The sequence below is a fragment of the Ruegeria sp. CDSB086 genome, assembly GCF_059611065.1.
Genome location: NZ_JBXWOV010000005.1, coordinates 71,097 through 86,546 on the forward strand (window position 1 = coordinate 71,097; position 15,450 = coordinate 86,546).

A 15,450-nucleotide genomic window follows, 5' to 3' on the forward strand; every position below is an offset into this window, starting at 1 on the left:
TTTATTCGCGCAGAGCGCGATCCTTAATCTTGATTACGGGTTGCAAAAGGTAGTCCATAACCGTTTTCTTGCCTGATAAGATATCCACTTCGGCGATCATCCCGGGGATGATCTCGACGGCAACGCCGCTTGCGTCCAGAATAGCGTGACGTGTCTGGATTTCGATGACGAATACCTCTTCATCATTACGTTCCGGCCTTGTCACCGTGTTCGCGCCTATGCGGGTGATCTCACCATCCAGCGCGCCGTAACGCGCAAAGTCATAGGCCGTAATTTTTACCTTAACAGGCTGGCCTGCGTGCAAAAACGCGATATTTTCTGGGCGAACATAGGCCTCGACCAGAAGCCTGTCGTCTAGTGGAACAATCTCGATCAGCTCTTCGCCGCTGCGTGCCAAACCGCCAATCGTTGTCCGGTGAATGCGATTTACGATCCCCCGCACCGGTGATCTGATCTGAGCGCGATCCGCGCGGTCTTGCAAGGCCGGCAAGGACGGCCGAAGTGCTGCGAGTTCGGCTGTTGAGACTGCAAGGTCGGTCAGAGCTGCGCTCTGGAACCTGCTATGTGCCGCTTGAATACGATCGTCGATTTCTTCCAATCCGGTTTTCAACCTTTTGGTCACTGCAACTGCACGGACCTTGCGACCCTCCCATTCGGCGGAACTGCGGCGCAGCGACAAAAGCGTTGTCGCAGGTTCCATCCGTTTTTCCACCAAGGGGGTTATGATGGCGCGTTCTTCGGCCAGAATCCCAAGCGTTTCTTCGGCTGTTACCTGGTCTACCAATCCTTCCTCATACTCGCGGTGTCGCTGCTCACGCTGCCGCTCCAGAATGGCGATTTCAGCAGCCAGTTCCGCTTGACGGCCCTGATACAAAGCAGTTTCCGATCTTACGACTTCTGGCGCACCTTCAATTAGCTCTTCTGAGAAGGTAAGCTGGGTGCCGTCAATCTCTGCCTTCAATCGTTGGGCACGAGCCATTAATCCATACGCGCGCTGTTGTTCCTGGCTCAACTGACTGTCGATTTGCGTTGTGTCGAACTCCATCAACAGTGTTCCCTTGTCGACAACCAACCCTTCCGCGACGTGCAAGGATTGCAATACTCCGGGTTCTGTTGCCTCGATTAGTTGAACGTCTGCCGACGGCACAATCCGCCCGTCCACGCGAGTCACGTCGTCCAGTTCCGTCATATAGGCCCAAAGCCCGGCGGAGACGAGACAGGCAAGGATAACAAGCAACAGGAGAGACCCCCCCAACGGAGATTTTCCCCGCATTTCTCTTGCCATCATGGCAAGGTCAGGATGCCGCGACATTCAGATGCCTCCCTGTTGAGCGCGCGCGCTGGGTCAGCATGCTTTTTGGACCGTCTGCGCCGACCCGGCCGCGTTCGATAACAATGACCCTGTCGACCAGATCAAGCAGGCTGCTCCGATGTGTGACGATAACCATTGTGGCGTCATTGGTTTCTTGCTTCAGACGCTTGATAACTTCGGCTTCGGTCTTCACGTCCATTGCACTGGTAGGTTCATCCAACAGCAACACTGGTGGGCGTCCAATCAACGCGCGGGCAAGCGCGATGGCTTGACGCTGGCCGCCCGATATTCCTTCGCCACGTTCTGCCAGTTGTTGGTCATAGCCGTTGGGGCAATGCGCGATAAAATCTTCAACCCCGGCCACCTGGCCCGCTCTGATCAAATCTTGATCCCTGGCCCGGATCGCACCGCTGGCAATGTTTTCGCGAATTGAGCCGGAAAAAAGCCAAACGTCCTGCAAAACCGAACCGACATTGCGACGTAGGTCGCCAGGGTCAATCTGACGGATATCGACCCCATCCAGCAATACCGAACCGGTTCTCGGCTCGAATAAACCGAGCATCAAACGCGCGATTGTGCTTTTCCCAGATCCGATCGCGCCCAGAATGGCAACTTTTTCACCCGGTTCTATGTCGAATGAGACACCTGAAAGGGCATCATCGGCTTGTTCGGGATAGGCAAAATGCACATCTTTGAAAGAAATGCGGCCTTTAACATGTGGTCGACTAATCCAGTTGCGCCCTTCGGGCCGCTCATTTTCCGCCTGCATCAAAGCGTTCAGATTTCGATACGCGCTGCGCGCCTGGTTCACACGTGTGAGTGTCTGGGCAAGCTGCCCCAATGGCGCCAGCGCGCGTCCAGTCAGCATTACAGACGCGATTAACGCACCCATACTTGCCTGCCCTTCAGTGATCAGGAACACGCCGAAGAAAACAATCAGGACCTGCGCCGCCTGTTGCGTGAAGCCCGTCAGATTCAATGCGAATTGGGTTACTGTCCGGCTGCGGATTCCATGCGAGGACTGCCTCTCGATAGCATCTTCCCATCGCGCCCGCATTTGTTTTGCCGCTGCGGTTGTTTTGATGGTTTCAAGACCGGAAACCGTCTCGACCAGTACGGATTGTTTTGACTGACCGTCCGCAAAGCTTTTTTCGGCCAAACGCGATAATATTGGTTGTACTACCAGGCCCGCAATCAAAACAATCGGAACGGCAAGGGCAGGTATCAGCGCCAGGGGTCCACCAACGAGGTGAATGACCAATATAAAGAGGGCGATGAAGGGCAGATCCACGAGGGCGACCAGAGTTGCCGATGTAAAAAACTCGCGCAGAGTTTCAAATTCGCGGATTGTGCTGGCCATAGCACCGGTCGATCCGGTCCGCGATTTCATTTTGATGTTCAAAACCTGGTCAAAAACGCGCCGCCCCATAAACAAATCGGCCTTTTGCCCGGCCCGATCAATAAAGCCAGCGCGCAAGAGTTTGAGGGCGAAATCGAAAGCAAGGGCAAGACCAACCCCTGCGGTCAGTGCGATAAGGGATTCCGTCGCCTCATTCGGAAGAACCCTGTCATAGACGACCATGATGAAAACGGATGTGGAAAGGCCCAGGAAATTAGCTACCGCCGCAGCAAGCACCACTTGCGCATAAGACCAGCGGTTTGCCAACATGGCCGACCAAAACCAATGCCCGGATGCGGTCTTGTTTCGGCCCTGCGTTTCCTCGTTGTGGCTGCGCCGAAACAAAAGTGCGTACCCGGTGTAGCGATTTCCTATAACTTTCTCTTCAACCTCTCCGATGCCTTCACCCATCTCAGGGTCGAAAATCAGAAGATGGCCGCTCTTGGTACGCCCGTGAAACACAACTGCTTTTTCGTCCTCCAACAGAAAAATTGCTGGGACTAGTGAGTCATCGAAATCCACAACTCTTCGCGACCCAAACCCAGCCTGCAACCCGGCATGGCGCGCCACCGCAATCGCCTCGCGTTGGGTCAAATGGCCTGTGGTGCCGGATTGCGCTGCGTGAAGTGCCCCGACCGTAAGTGAGCGATCAAGATGCGCGGCGACGTGCAGCAGGCAGGTTTCTAACGGAGAAAGCTCTTGTTTAGGTGTTAAAGGTTTCAACGCGGCCATGAATCTACGCCTGTGTTTGCAATTGAAATACCGAGATAATCCAGGATGTCCCCTGTCAGACTGAGGGCGGCGTAGTTTGTAAGGAAGAAGCTTTGTTCCGCCAAAATCAGCCTTTGCTGCGCGTTCACATAGTCTCGCTGGGCATCCAATATCTCGATCAAGCTGCGTCGGCCGATGGTGAATTGAGCCCGCGTAGCTTCCACGCTTTCGGCGTTAGCCTGGGCAGCTAAACGAGCCGCCTGCAGGCGAACCGCTCCCGCGTCCTGATCTGACCGGATGAACTCTAACTCGCGGCGGATTTCTCGAATTAACGTCTCACGGGCGAATTCGGCCTCTTTTACCTGAGCTTGGGCTGCAGCTATGGCGGCCTTACGTTGACCGGTGCTGTCCAGTTCATAGTTAACGGACAGGTCGACACCGAAATTAGCATCATTGCTGTCATCGCGATCAGCAAAAGCCGCGATCTCTACACCTGGCTGCCGCCGCGCAATGGCTGCGGTCTGCTCGGCCTTTGCGGCGATCAAAGCGGCATTCGCACGTCGTACTTTTGGGCTGTCCAAAACGATTTTCGAATCCGTTCTGGCCAATTTGGGCGCAGCGACTGGAGCGGTAAGTGCCCCCGGTGGGCGTCCGAAGACTTCCTGGTATTGTGCCTCGGCCCTGTCTGTCCGGGCTTCTGCATCGGCAAGCTGCGTTCGCGCGTCTGCCATACGCGAGCGTGCGGTCAAAACGTCGGCATTTGAGCCCACGCCCTGCGTGCTGCGTTCCGTGATCTGGCGCACGATCTCGGCGTGCACCTCAACGTTCTGGGTTGAGATTTCCAGGATCTTGCGCCGATCAAGGACCACAACATACGCTTCGATCGCGGCGAGGGCCAACGCCGCTGCGGTTTGCAGCTGACCGCCTCGGCTTTCGAGGACGCGAGCCTGAGCCGCAGCCAGTTCGCCCGACGCAGCACCTCCGTCAAAGACGAGTTGCGAAACGCGCAGATACGGGGTGAAGTCTGCAATATCGGAATTCACACGCTGTGATCGCGCATTAATGCCCATTGATACGCGAGGAAGGAAAGCACCCTTGGCCGCATTTTCGTCAGCGTCTGCGATTTCCAGTCGTGTCGCGCTTTGCGCGAGGTTTGGGTTAGTTTCGACAGCCGCCCGCACCTTTTGACCAAATTCGCTTTGCGTCAGACGTGGAAGGGGCCGCTGCGCGCCAGCCCCAACAGAACCTGCTGACAGTGAAACCTCTACGCCCGTAAGGTCAGGCGGAGGTGCGCAAGCCGCCATTAAAGGAATACACAGACAGGCAAGATACTTTAGGCCAGAGTTGCAGCAGATCAGAGGCATATTCACACCTCACCGGTCACTAAAAGTTCGTCATTATGCGCGTGTGCCATGGCGGTAAGGAAACGCGAAATGTCTGAATTTTCGGTGTATTGCTTTTGAAGTTTTGGTTTTGCCAGCTGCTCCTGTGCCTGCGACAGCCAAGAAATGTGTGATAGTGATACTTGGTGAGCGTGCAGCAATTGAATTGCACCGACATCAAACAACGCAAGCTTCTCTGTCTGCGAAAGAGCCTTCAGGCGTCGGACATCCAGGACCAGGTACCCCGTCGGCAAGGCGACGTTTTCGTAGCTGGTCATTTTTTCAAAAAGACCCATCTCTTGAATGACTTTACACACGGACCGAATGTCCTTTGCCGAAGCCTCTCGTGCTTGGATAAACCTGAGGACGTTTAAAAGTTCAGCGGTCAACTCACCAGCGTCGGTAAAGAACGGTTCGTCCTCCGGAGTGTCAGTGACCAGGCCAGAAGATTCATCGACCTGAAGTTGTGGCTCACAATCCGTTTTACTCGGCAAACCCGCTTGAAAGGGCGGGCACCGTAACGCGGACGGAATGTAGGTGGCCAACCATCGGCCTTCGTCGGACACAAAAGGGGTTGGCGCGTCCGTGTTAAATGACAAAAGCGCTACAGGTTCAATTTCCCCCTCGGATTCGCGAAACAATACCGGGTACGTGGCCGCGACGAGCAGAATTTCTTTCTCGACAATCGAGCAAGCCTGCTGGGTTTCCGCAAAGTGGTAAGATGAAAAACGCTTCCAGTATTTGCCACTGTGCCGCTCATATGTGACTGGGAACAGGCCGTTCTCTGCCATGTTTGATCCTTTGGTGTATGGAGTGGCTGCCGGTTGAAAAGCCGGCAGTCCGTGTTTTGATCAAGCCGTTGCTCCGGTCGGGTCGGCGATCAGGATATTGTCCGCGCTCAATCCGCTAAGGTCGTCCAACCCCGAAAAATGCGCCATGGTTTCAACGGTGGCTGCAGTCGGGGATGAATAGTCGACCCTGACCAGAACGCTGTCGTCTCCATCTGTCGCGAGTACGTAGATCTCGTCACCGGCTTGAAGTCCCGTCAAACTTTCGACGGCAGTTTCAATTGTGTTGATCGACAGGTCGGCCAGAGCTGTGGTCAAGCCGATGACGCCCGTGTTGGCACCAACTGCGCTGCCTACATTTAATGTCTCAACGTCCGTGCCATCGCCACGCAAAGTAGAGTGATCTAGGCCACTGAACATCAACGCATCTGACACATCCGCTGCCGCGCCGAGTGAAAAGCCGGTGATCGTGTCCACTCCGTTAGCCGCAGGGGCGGCTTCGAACACAACGACGTCGCGACCCGCGTCCGAGACATTGATGGCGTCGTCACCGCCCTGACCACGAACAAAGCTGTCCACATCGCTGGCGACCAAAGTGTCATTTCCATCAGTGCCGACTATGACGGTCGTCGGACCCCCATCCGGGGTGGTAAGCGACAGTTCAACCGGTTTGCTGGGGTCCTGAACGGTCATGGTGAACGTTACCAGAGGTTGGTTCAGATCCGTAAAGCTGGTCGCAACACCTGCAAAGTTGACCACGGAGCCCCCAACTGGGTTGGACAGATACAGACCGAAAGCCCCGTTCCCAATATCGGATCCTGCGTCGAAGGTCACAACTGAAGGATCAAATCCCAACTCGATCGTCATAGCTAGCCCGCTGGAAACGTCGCGGTCAGCGTCTGCGAAGATTTGGTACGTGATAGTTGAACCGCTCCGACCCGCTTCTGCAATGACATATGCGCCCGGTACATGCGCCGTCGTCTCACCGGTTGCCGGTAAAGGATCAGGGCCGCCGGAAACCGTGGCCTGCGCCTGAAAGTTCAGGTCATCACCTGCTGAAATACCTGTGAAATCCGACGCCGGAACTGCAAGCGACCAGGTTCCATCAGCTGCGACAGTAGCGGTGCCGACAGAGTTACTATTGAGTGTTACATTCACCGCTTGGCCAGCGGCGAGGCCAACGGATGTTCCAGATACAACAACGCCAGAACTCTGCGCGTCGCCGAGTGAAATTGAGTTGTTCGCCCCTATAGAATTCAGGTCTAACAGCGGCCGGAAATCCGTAGCGAGTGTTGTGGTCGCCGGACTGGCGCTATTGCCGGCCTGATCACTGACCGTTGCAGAAATGGGGAAATTTGTACTGTCCGCCAATCCGGAAAGATCCGCCGCAGGGACAGTGACCGACCAAGTGCCACCAGTGGCGACACCGGTATATGATTGGCCATCCAGCATGACGGTGACTATTTGCCCTTCTTCCGCCGATGTCGCCCCGGAAATGGACAGATCGTTGCCCTTTTCGGAGACGTCCAAAACAGATCCTACAGCCAATGGGTTGATCGTCACAGTTGGTGCTGTGAAGTCTGTTCCAAACCCATCACTCGCGCTGGCGCTGTTTCCAGCCGTGTCTGAAACCGTCGCATTCACACTGTAAATTTCGTCGTCTTGCAGGGCATTTAAGCCGGCCGCCGGCGAAACCAACGTCCAGGTGCCGCCACTGACCGTAGTGGTATTGCTCAGGTCTACAATGCCATCTGCCCTGACGATTTCCACGGTGATGGTGGTGCCGTCCGGGGCATCCGATGCACCTGAGACCGTCAGATCCGTGCCGCGTTCCGCCAAGTTCATGACCGGGCCGTCGGACAAATTGGTGATGGTGATGGAATGAGGTGAGAAATCAGTGTCAAAACTGCCGCTTGCCTGCAGCGCTGGGTTTCCGGCGGCATCTGTCACGTCTGCAGTCACCGGGATTGTTGCGCCATCGGACAATGCCGTCAAATCTGCCGCGGGTACAGTCGCGCTCCAGACGCCACCAGATACGGTGCCAGTATAATCCTGGCCGTTTAACGATACGGTTACGGTCTGTCCGTCCTCTGCATCAGTTGATCCGGTGATTGTCAGGTCCGTATCACGCTCAGCGGCATTCAGGACGGCACCATCAGAGTATCCATCGATGGTCAAGGTTGGGGCGGTGACATCCTTGGATACGGGTGCATTCGCCTGGTTGGCTGCGAGCCCGTCCGCATTGGATACATTTGCGGTGATGGTGAATGTGCCCCCGTCTGCCAATGCTCCAAGGTCGGCCGCTGGGATGGTCACCGACCAGCTGTTGCTGGACACTGCGCCGATGTAACTCTGGCCGTCCAGCACGACTGTTACTTGCTGGCCGTCTTCTACGTTCCCGGTAATTCCCGAAATTGTTAAATCCGAACCGACTTCTGCCGCGTTCACAGCGGATCCAACTGATAGCGGCGATATGGAAATTGCAGGGCCAGTCAGATCTACCGGAACGGAGGTCATTGCCGGAACCGAAGTGTTTCCTGCTTCATCGCTGACAACGACCCTTATCGACACAGGAGTACCTGAGGGCAGATTTGCGAGATCAGCGGATGGAATAGTGACGCTCCAACTACCGTCAGAGGCGGTTGTCAAATAGGTTTGCCCGCCGAATTCGACCATAACTGTCCGGCCATCAGCTGCTGTTGTCGATCCGCTCAGCTCCATATCGTTCTGAACGTCGACCAATTCGATTTTGTCGACGGGGAGAGGATCCAAGGTAACGGTCGGCGCCGTAAAGTCTGTCTCAATGCTGTCACTGATCTGTGCTGCCGGGTTCCCCGCCATATCTGAAACATCTGCGGTCAACACGATGGTTTCGCCATCCGGCAACGCGGCAAGATCGCTGGCAGGAACAGTGACGGCCCATTGACCGTCGGTCACAGTGCTAGAGTATGTTCCGCCGTTCAGAGTAACCGTCACGGTCTGACCGTTTTCCGCGTTTGTCGTCCCGGAAACGGTCAAATCCGTTGCGCTTTCCGCCGCATTTATGACCGCACCGTCCGACAATCCGGAAATTGTCAGAGTAGGGGGTACTGTATCGATGTTGTAAGATACGGTCTCTACCGAAAGTTCTCGCCCGCCGCTGTCCAAGTGAAGAACCGTGACGTTCTGAACACCTTGTGGCAGACTGGCCGCTTCGACGGCTGTCAGCGAAATGCTCCAACTTCCATCGGGATTGAGTGGCACGGACTTGACCAAAGACCCGATCGTAAGTTCCACTGTTTCGGTTCCATCCGGGACCCTGATATTCGCCTCTGTGCTGCTGAGCGCCGTGGATTGTGCTTGTGCGAGGTTCAAAACCTGAGGCGGTGCAGGCGGCGCGGGTTGAAAATCACCATCGTCTCCACCACCGCCGCCGCCGGCCCCCGCCGCGGCGGCCCCCGCCAGGCCCAATCCGCCCAATGCAGCCCCGACGCCACTGATGCCGCCGCCAGCCGCAGCGGCACCACCTGCTTCGGCAGCCAGACTAAATTGCGCAATTTCACTCACGGTATTTTCGGCGATCATGATCGCGCCACTGTCCAGAACCTGAACGTTTTCCGCAGCGACAATCATTGTACTGCCATCTATCATCTTCAGCAGAACATCCCCGTTTTTCAGGAGCTTCACTGACTGAACGCCGGGAATCGTTTCTGCAAACTGATAGGCATAAAGCTCTTCTATCGTTGCCTGCGCCAAGGCGGGTAGCGCCATGAGAGTCGAGCCAAGTCCCCCGGCGATACCGCGTCCAATCCAGCGTCGCATCTTGCCATCAATCCACCGGCGAATGTGGTCCTTGCGACCATTGTCTGATCCGGGGTCTGCAGTTTTGGCTTTGGGATCATGTTCTTTGGTCATCTTACCCTCACATGTGATGTCTGTGTCCGCCTGGATGGGCCAGGTTTTGTTCATCAGTCTTTCGCGTTTGTGACTCATGCGGTCGGACCAGGAAAAATTGTGTTAAACTCAAACCGAACTCCTCATTTTCACCACAATTCCGCTTTGGTATCGGGCCGGGCATCGGATCATCCTGCAGTCATTGCCAAGTTTGGCGTGGGGTGATGTAGTATGATGCTTCAGTTCGAAAGCGTGGTTGCAACAGGGAGCGCAGCGCTCGATTCAGGTATCCGTGATACGGCTTTAAAAACGCTTAACGGGGCCACGTATCTGTACAGTTTGACCGGCCCCGGAGGCGGTGTTGCGGTCTGGAAGCTTGTTGATGGCGCTGTGCCGCAACTGGTCGATACCGAGTATTTCAGTGGTTCGATCACGTTTCAGGTGGGCAGCATCGGAACACCGGTCTCATTTGGTGGTGGTAATCAGCTCGTTTTGGATATCGACACTGCAAATGGGCTTCTGGGATATGATTTGAACGCGGATGGGACCGTTGGATCCTTGCGGGAAACCGGGACATTGACTGGCGGCGGTGACATTTCAGCCCTGGTGAAACTGTCGACCGGGTCCGGCGATCTGCTGATGATGGCGCATGAAGATACCGGGCGGATTGTCACCTATACCGTGAACGGGGACGGCACGTTGACGTCCTCGGGCGTGATCGTGGCACGATCTGATTCGATGCAGTCATTGAGCGTTGGCGCAGACAACTTTGTTATTGCGGCCGACGGGGCCAGCAACACTGTCTCGACCTACAGGGTTGATGGGGGAACTGCAGCCATAGCAGTGGTAGACAACAGCGAGGTCCTGACGACTTTGGGAATTGCTGCGCCCACGGCGGTCGAAGTGATACAGGCATATGGCAAGTCCTGGGTGGTGGTCGCGGGGGCTGAAAGCAACTCTCTCAGTGTGATGGAATTGGCCGCCGATGGCCGTCTAATCCCAACCGATCATGTCCTGGATTCGCTGCACACACGGTTCGAGTCGGTTCAGGATCTTTCAGTGGTTGAGGTCAATGGGCATGTGTTTGTTGTCGCGGGCGGTGGCGATGATGGAATAACCTTGTTCGCCATGACGCCCGGCGGACAATTGGTGCATTTGGACAGTTTTGCCGATACGCTCCAAAGCGGTTTGCAGAATGTGGAGTCGTTCAGCGTCGCGCAGGTCGGTGATGAGTTGCAGATTCTGGTCGCGTCGCAACAGGATGCGGGGCTGACCCAACTTACGGTGGATGTCGCGGATCTGGGCGTCGTGCGTAGTGGCCTGGAAACCGTTAACGGGACCGTCGGTAACGATATACTCAGCGGCAATATCCTTCCGACGACCCTTATTGGTGGGGCCGGGGATGACATATTGATTGCGGGTTCGGCCGCGACCACAATGACGGGCGGGTCCGGTGCCGACATCTTTGTCATGCAATACGGAGCGGAAACCACCACAATCACGGACTTTCAGGCCGGTATCGACCGGTTGGACACATTCGACTATCCGCTGCTCAGAACGCCCGAACAGTTGACTTTTACCGTGACGGCACAAGGCGCTCGGATTGAATACTTCAATGAGACAATATTCGTGAACTCCGCCTCTGGTGGTCCGCTGACCAGCGCTCAGGTGTTTGGCGCGGGTTTTGGCGGCCCCAATCACATTCCCGTCGATTTCGGCGATTTCGGGGGGCTCGATCCGGGCAGTTCCGATGGGGTTTTGGGGGATGTTTCAATTAACTCAGAAACCGCCAACCCCAGCCTCAGCGACGCAGAAATCAGCTTCACCCCAAATGGCGGAGCTACAATCACTGTACGTGCAGACAGCAATGGACGGTTCGATTTGAATTTACCGTCCGGCACTTTTGAGGGCGAGTTTGACGTCATCAAGACCTATTCCACTGCGAGCAAGGACATCAACGCATTGGACGCGCTGCAGGTTTTGCGAATTTCGGTCGGACTGGACCCGACATGGGGACCGGCCTCGCCGGAGAATTTGATAGCGGCAGATTTCAACCGAGATGGTTCGGTGAATGCGCTCGATGCATTGTCGATTCTGCAAGTAGCAGTCGGACAGCCGACAGCCGTTCCCCCGGGATGGGTTTTCATCGACAGTGACGCGGACCTTTCAGGGATCACGCGCACCGATGTTTCTTATGATACCGGGGCCAATGTAGTGGCTGTGGATGGCTTGATTGCCACCGACATGACCTCGGTCCTGCTGGGCAACCTCGAAGCGCCTTAGTGCGGCCGGGCGGTCACTCTCGGAACGCCCGGTTGAAGTAATCTGCCAACGGTTTCACCAGATAGGACAGGGGCGTACGTTCATCCGTCTTGATCAATGTTTCCACTGGCATGCCGGGCAGCAATTCCTGCCCGTTCAGACGATCGACTTGCCCGTCCTGTGGTACGACCTCGGCGCGATAGAATGTCTGGCCAGTGTTTTCGTCTGTAAATGTATCTGCCGAGACATTGATCACCTGTCCGTCAATTTCAGGCGTTTCACGTTGATTGAACGCGGGAAACCGCAACAAAACCGGCTGGCCAACATGCAACTGGTCTACGTGAATTGCATCGACGCGTGCGGCCACGACCAGGGGCGTATCCTGCGGCACCAGATACATCATCGGTTCCGCAGGTTGGATCACAGACTGCAGGGCAAAAACCTGGCTGCCGTATACCGTTCCTGAAACAGGGGCGCGGATATCCAGTCGTGACAAACGAGTGTCCAGCGACAGGCGGCGCTCGGCCAGTTCTGAAATCTGGGATTGAATATCTCGCAGTGTCGAGATGGCTTCTTCTCGCCGTGTCGCCTCAAGCTCAAGGATTGCAATTTCGGTCGCAGATATCTCACCTCTCAGGCGCGCAGCGGCAGCTTCCAACCGGCCAATATCGCCGGTAAGGCTGGCTTCTTCGCGCTGAAGGGCGGAAACACGGCTTGCCTGAGTGAGGCCGCGCTGAAGCAAGCTTTGTTGATCATCCAGCTCGGCCTGAATCAATTCGACCTGACGCCGCAGTGAAACAAGCTGCGCTTCGGTACCGCCGATTTCGCTTTCGATTTGAACGGTCTGTTTGCTCAGCTGCTCTGTTTGCTGGTTCAGTGTGTTCAAGCGCGCCTCGAACAGGCGTTGCTGACCTGCGATCAGATCAGGGTCAATATTTTCCTGTTGCAGAATCTCGGCCAGCCGGGCGGCCAGAGCTTCGGCATTTGTGCCATCGCGCTCGACTTCCAAACGGGCCCGGCGGGCCAATAGTTCGAACAGCTGGGCTTCGACAATGGTTTTCTCAGACGACAGAAAAGTGTCGTCCAGTCGCAACAGCAATTCGCCACTGTCCACGGCATTGCCATCGCGCACATAGATCTCACCAACAACGCCGCCGTCGGGGTGTTCAATAACCTGACGGTTGCTTTCGACCTCGATAATGCCTTGCGAGATGATAGCCCCGGCCAATCGCGTGTTGACGGCCCAAACACCCAAGCCGCCAACAAGGATGCCAAGGGCTGCAAAACCAACCAGGGCAGGGATCGTAATGCGCCACACCGGCCGCGGGTTATTTGTTTTGTCCTGCATCAGTTGCCTGCCTTGCTGAGGTTGCGCTGGATCGATCCGGCGTTTTGTACGACTGCGCCCAGAACTTCATCCCGTGGACCAGATTTGACAACCTGTCCGCGCTCGACCACCGCAAGATCATCACATTCCGAGATCGCCTGCGGACGGTGCGTCATAATGATTGCGGACTTTCCTGCGGCCTTGAGTTCGCGAACGGCGGCGTTCAGCGCCTCGGTCCCATCGGCATCCAGCGCCGAGTTCGGTTCGTCAAGGATCAGCAACACGGGGTCTCCGTACAGCGCGCGCGACAATGCGATCCGCTGTTTTTGACCACCCGACAGCTGACTGTCATTGCCTTCCAGAATGGTGTCGTAGCCTTTTTCCAGCGTCAGAATCAGCTCATGCGCATTGGCCTTCTTGGCAGCTGCTACAACGGCTTCAGGGTTTGGGTCTTCGGACATGCGTGCGATGTTTTCGGCAACAGTTCCGTTGAACAACGTAACTTCTTGCGGAAGGTACCCGATATGCTGACCCAGATCTGTCGGGTCGTATTGATCCAGCGTTGCACCGCCCAACCGGATCTCGCCCGCAGCAGGATGCCAAATACCCAAAAGCGCCTTGGCCAAGGTGGATTTTCCGGACCCGCTTTTACCGATGACGCCAAGCGCCCGCCCGGGCTCGAGGTTCAACGACACGTTTCGCAGGGTTGGCGTATCCGCGCCGGGTGGGATGACCGTCAGACCTTTGGCTGTTAGCCGCGCCTGGGGCACAGGCAGCTTGGTGCGCTGTGCTTCGGGCGGCGTGGCATCCAGAAACCGGCTCAACGAGGTCCACGCAGTTCGGGCACGTTCAACGACAGCCCATTGCCCAACGACCTGTTCAACGGGAGCCAAAGCGCGGCCCAATAGGATTGATCCCGCGATCATCGCGCCGGGGGTCAGTTCGTTACGAAGAACCAGCAATGCCCCAAGTGCCAGCATTGCAGATTGTAAAAACAGCCGCAGCGATTTGGTCACGGACGAAAAACTGCCGGTCCAGTCACTGGCAGCGATTGTCTGCTGCAGGGCGTTTGAGCGTTGTCGCTGCCATCTACGCGTGATGTCCTGTTGCATGCCTTGCGAGCGGACGACTTCGGCGGCTTGCCGGGCATGTTCCGAAAAGCTGTTGGCTTTTGCGGACGCGGATTGAGCCAGAGCAACTTTGCGACGGGTCAGTATCTGGTTCAACAACGCGATCACAACCAAAAGCGAACCGCCACCAACGGCAAGCCAGCCCAGAAGGGGATGAAATAGAAAGATCGCCGCAATGAAGATCGGCGTCCAGGGGATATCCATCACAGCCAACAGAACCGGAGAGGAACACAGGTTTTGGATGGATTCCAGATCGCGCAATGCGGTTGCTGGCGCTGCCCGGGCGCGTGGGTGCAGCGATCGGCGTAGGGTCGCGTCAAACACGCGTTCGTCCAATTGCGATTGAAAACGCGCGCCAAAACGCGCCACGATCCGACCCCGCGCAAAATCGAGCATGGCCATAAGGCCGTACAATAAAGCGACCAGCAGGAACAGTGCCGCCAAGGTCTCGACCGCTCGGGATCCAAGGACGCGGTCATAGACCTGCAACATGAACAAGGGTCCGGTCAGCATCAGCAAGTTGACAAAAATACTGAACAGAAACGCCAGCGCCAGGAATGTGATCCCCTGGTTGCGCGCTGATTGCATTTCATGTCTTGGCTGGGTGGCCCTGCGGTTCTCAATATTCACGAACGAAGCTTCTCGTTTTTGTTGCTCGGGTTTCGAATGGGCTAGCATTCGCGCGCATCCTAGACTGATGTCTCAACAGTGGAAATGCATGCCGTCGCGGATTGTCCATATGCCGCCGACCGAGTTCGTAATCGACGTATTGAATATAGCGCATTGGCATCAAACTCGCCTGTTGATTGAAACTGTATTCTCTTGATCTTCACGTAGCGCAATCGAGGCAGAGTCCACATGGCAAACATCTCAAGCCCTGCGAACCGCGCGCTTGTCATTGTCGCGTTTGATGACGTCGATGCGGCGATACCGCAATGGTTTCAACAAGCTGGACAACTGAACTGCACCTGATCGGGAAAACGGACAATGTTCTGCGTCACGGGACGCACGACGGTGCCAAATTGGGTGCGCTGAACACAGGGGTGGTACTTCGGTCGAAAATGTGGACAAGGCGATCAGGGCGGGGCGTGAAGGGGCCGAAACTATAGTGCGACATTGGGGAGGGCGGGGCTGGCGTCAGGCTATTTGCGATCCTTTGCCCAAACCTTCGACGGATCGTGGGATGACTTGGGCAAAGTTCACCTGACCGATGATGTAACCGGGCAACTGGATTACAGTTTTGAAGCCGAAGAGTGTGTTCGCCAG

At 56.0% G+C, this 15,450-nt stretch carries 8 protein-coding genes; 1 reads left to right on the forward strand and 7 read right to left on the reverse strand.

The genetic code is table 11. The annotated features are described in order from the left end of the window. Position 1: 1 nt before the first annotated feature. The 5 genes from AC2FIO_RS11570 to AC2FIO_RS11590 are packed head-to-tail and all read right to left on the reverse strand — an operon-like array spanning position 2 to position 9,564. A complete protein-coding gene (locus tag AC2FIO_RS11570; RefSeq protein WP_496697734.1) occupies positions 2–1,312 on the reverse strand; it encodes an HlyD family type I secretion periplasmic adaptor subunit in 1,311 nt (436 codons plus the stop codon). Next, on the reverse strand, positions 1,296–3,443 hold the full coding sequence (locus tag AC2FIO_RS11575) for a type I secretion system permease/ATPase (protein ID WP_496697736.1): 2,148 nt from the start codon (positions 3,441–3,443) through the stop codon (positions 1,296–1,298). The genes AC2FIO_RS11570 and AC2FIO_RS11575 overlap by 17 nt, the downstream gene beginning before the upstream one ends. After that, positions 3,431–4,786, reverse strand: a complete 1,356-nt coding sequence (locus tag AC2FIO_RS11580; protein WP_496697738.1) for a TolC family protein — start codon at positions 4,784–4,786, stop codon at positions 3,431–3,433. Before AC2FIO_RS11580 ends, AC2FIO_RS11575 begins: the two co-directional genes overlap by 13 nt. 2 nt (positions 4,787–4,788) lie before the next feature. Further along, the gene (locus AC2FIO_RS11585; protein WP_496697740.1) at positions 4,789–5,595 is read right to left on the reverse strand and encodes a SapC family protein; all 807 of its coding nucleotides are present in this window, start codon (positions 5,593–5,595) and stop codon (positions 4,789–4,791) included. 60 nt (positions 5,596–5,655) lie between these two features. Further along, positions 5,656–9,564 (reverse strand): Ig-like domain-containing protein, encoded by a 3,909-nt coding sequence (locus AC2FIO_RS11590; protein WP_496697741.1) that lies wholly within the window; start codon positions 9,562–9,564, stop codon positions 5,656–5,658. A 135-nt stretch (positions 9,565–9,699) separates the two neighbouring features. On the opposite strand from AC2FIO_RS11590, the gene AC2FIO_RS11595 reads away from it, so the two are divergent. Further along, positions 9,700–11,748 (forward strand): dockerin type I domain-containing protein, encoded by a 2,049-nt coding sequence (locus AC2FIO_RS11595; RefSeq protein ID WP_496697743.1) that lies wholly within the window; start codon positions 9,700–9,702, stop codon positions 11,746–11,748. A gap of 13 nt (positions 11,749–11,761) precedes the next feature. Here AC2FIO_RS11595 and AC2FIO_RS11600 read toward each other — a convergent pair whose 3' ends face one another. Together AC2FIO_RS11600 and AC2FIO_RS11605 are read right to left on the reverse strand one after the other, a co-directional pair. Continuing rightward, a complete protein-coding gene (locus AC2FIO_RS11600) occupies positions 11,762–13,075 on the reverse strand; it encodes an HlyD family type I secretion periplasmic adaptor subunit (protein ID WP_282169471.1) in 1,314 nt (437 codons plus the stop codon). Beyond that, entirely contained in the window at positions 13,075–14,772 is a 1,698-nt protein-coding gene (locus AC2FIO_RS11605) for a type I secretion system permease/ATPase (protein ID WP_282169472.1), read from the reverse strand. Before AC2FIO_RS11605 ends, AC2FIO_RS11600 begins: the two co-directional genes overlap by 1 nt. Positions 14,773–15,450 lie beyond the last annotated feature (678 nt).

Excerpts from the sequence above, each read along its gene's own strand:
- AC2FIO_RS11580 (WP_496697738.1), bottom strand. The coding sequence starts at position 4,786 with ATGCCTCTGATCTGCTGCAACTCTGGCCTAAAGTATCTTGCCTGTCTG.
- AC2FIO_RS11590 (WP_496697741.1), bottom strand. The coding sequence starts at position 9,564 with ATGAGTCACAAACGCGAAAGACTGATGAACAAAACCTGGCCCATCCAG.
- AC2FIO_RS11605 (WP_282169472.1), bottom strand. The coding sequence starts at position 14,772 with ATGCAATCAGCGCGCAACCAGGGGATCACATTCCTGGCGCTGGCGTTT.
- AC2FIO_RS11595 (WP_496697743.1), top strand. The coding sequence starts at position 9,700 with ATGCTTCAGTTCGAAAGCGTGGTTGCAACAGGGAGCGCAGCGCTCGAT.
- AC2FIO_RS11575 (WP_496697736.1), bottom strand. The coding sequence starts at position 3,443 with ATGGCCGCGTTGAAACCTTTAACACCTAAACAAGAGCTTTCTCCGTTA.
- AC2FIO_RS11585 (WP_496697740.1), bottom strand. The coding sequence starts at position 5,595 with ATGGCAGAGAACGGCCTGTTCCCAGTCACATATGAGCGGCACAGTGGC.
- AC2FIO_RS11570 (WP_496697734.1), bottom strand. The coding sequence starts at position 1,312 with ATGTCGCGGCATCCTGACCTTGCCATGATGGCAAGAGAAATGCGGGGA.
- AC2FIO_RS11600 (WP_282169471.1), bottom strand. The coding sequence starts at position 13,075 with ATGCAGGACAAAACAAATAACCCGCGGCCGGTGTGGCGCATTACGATC.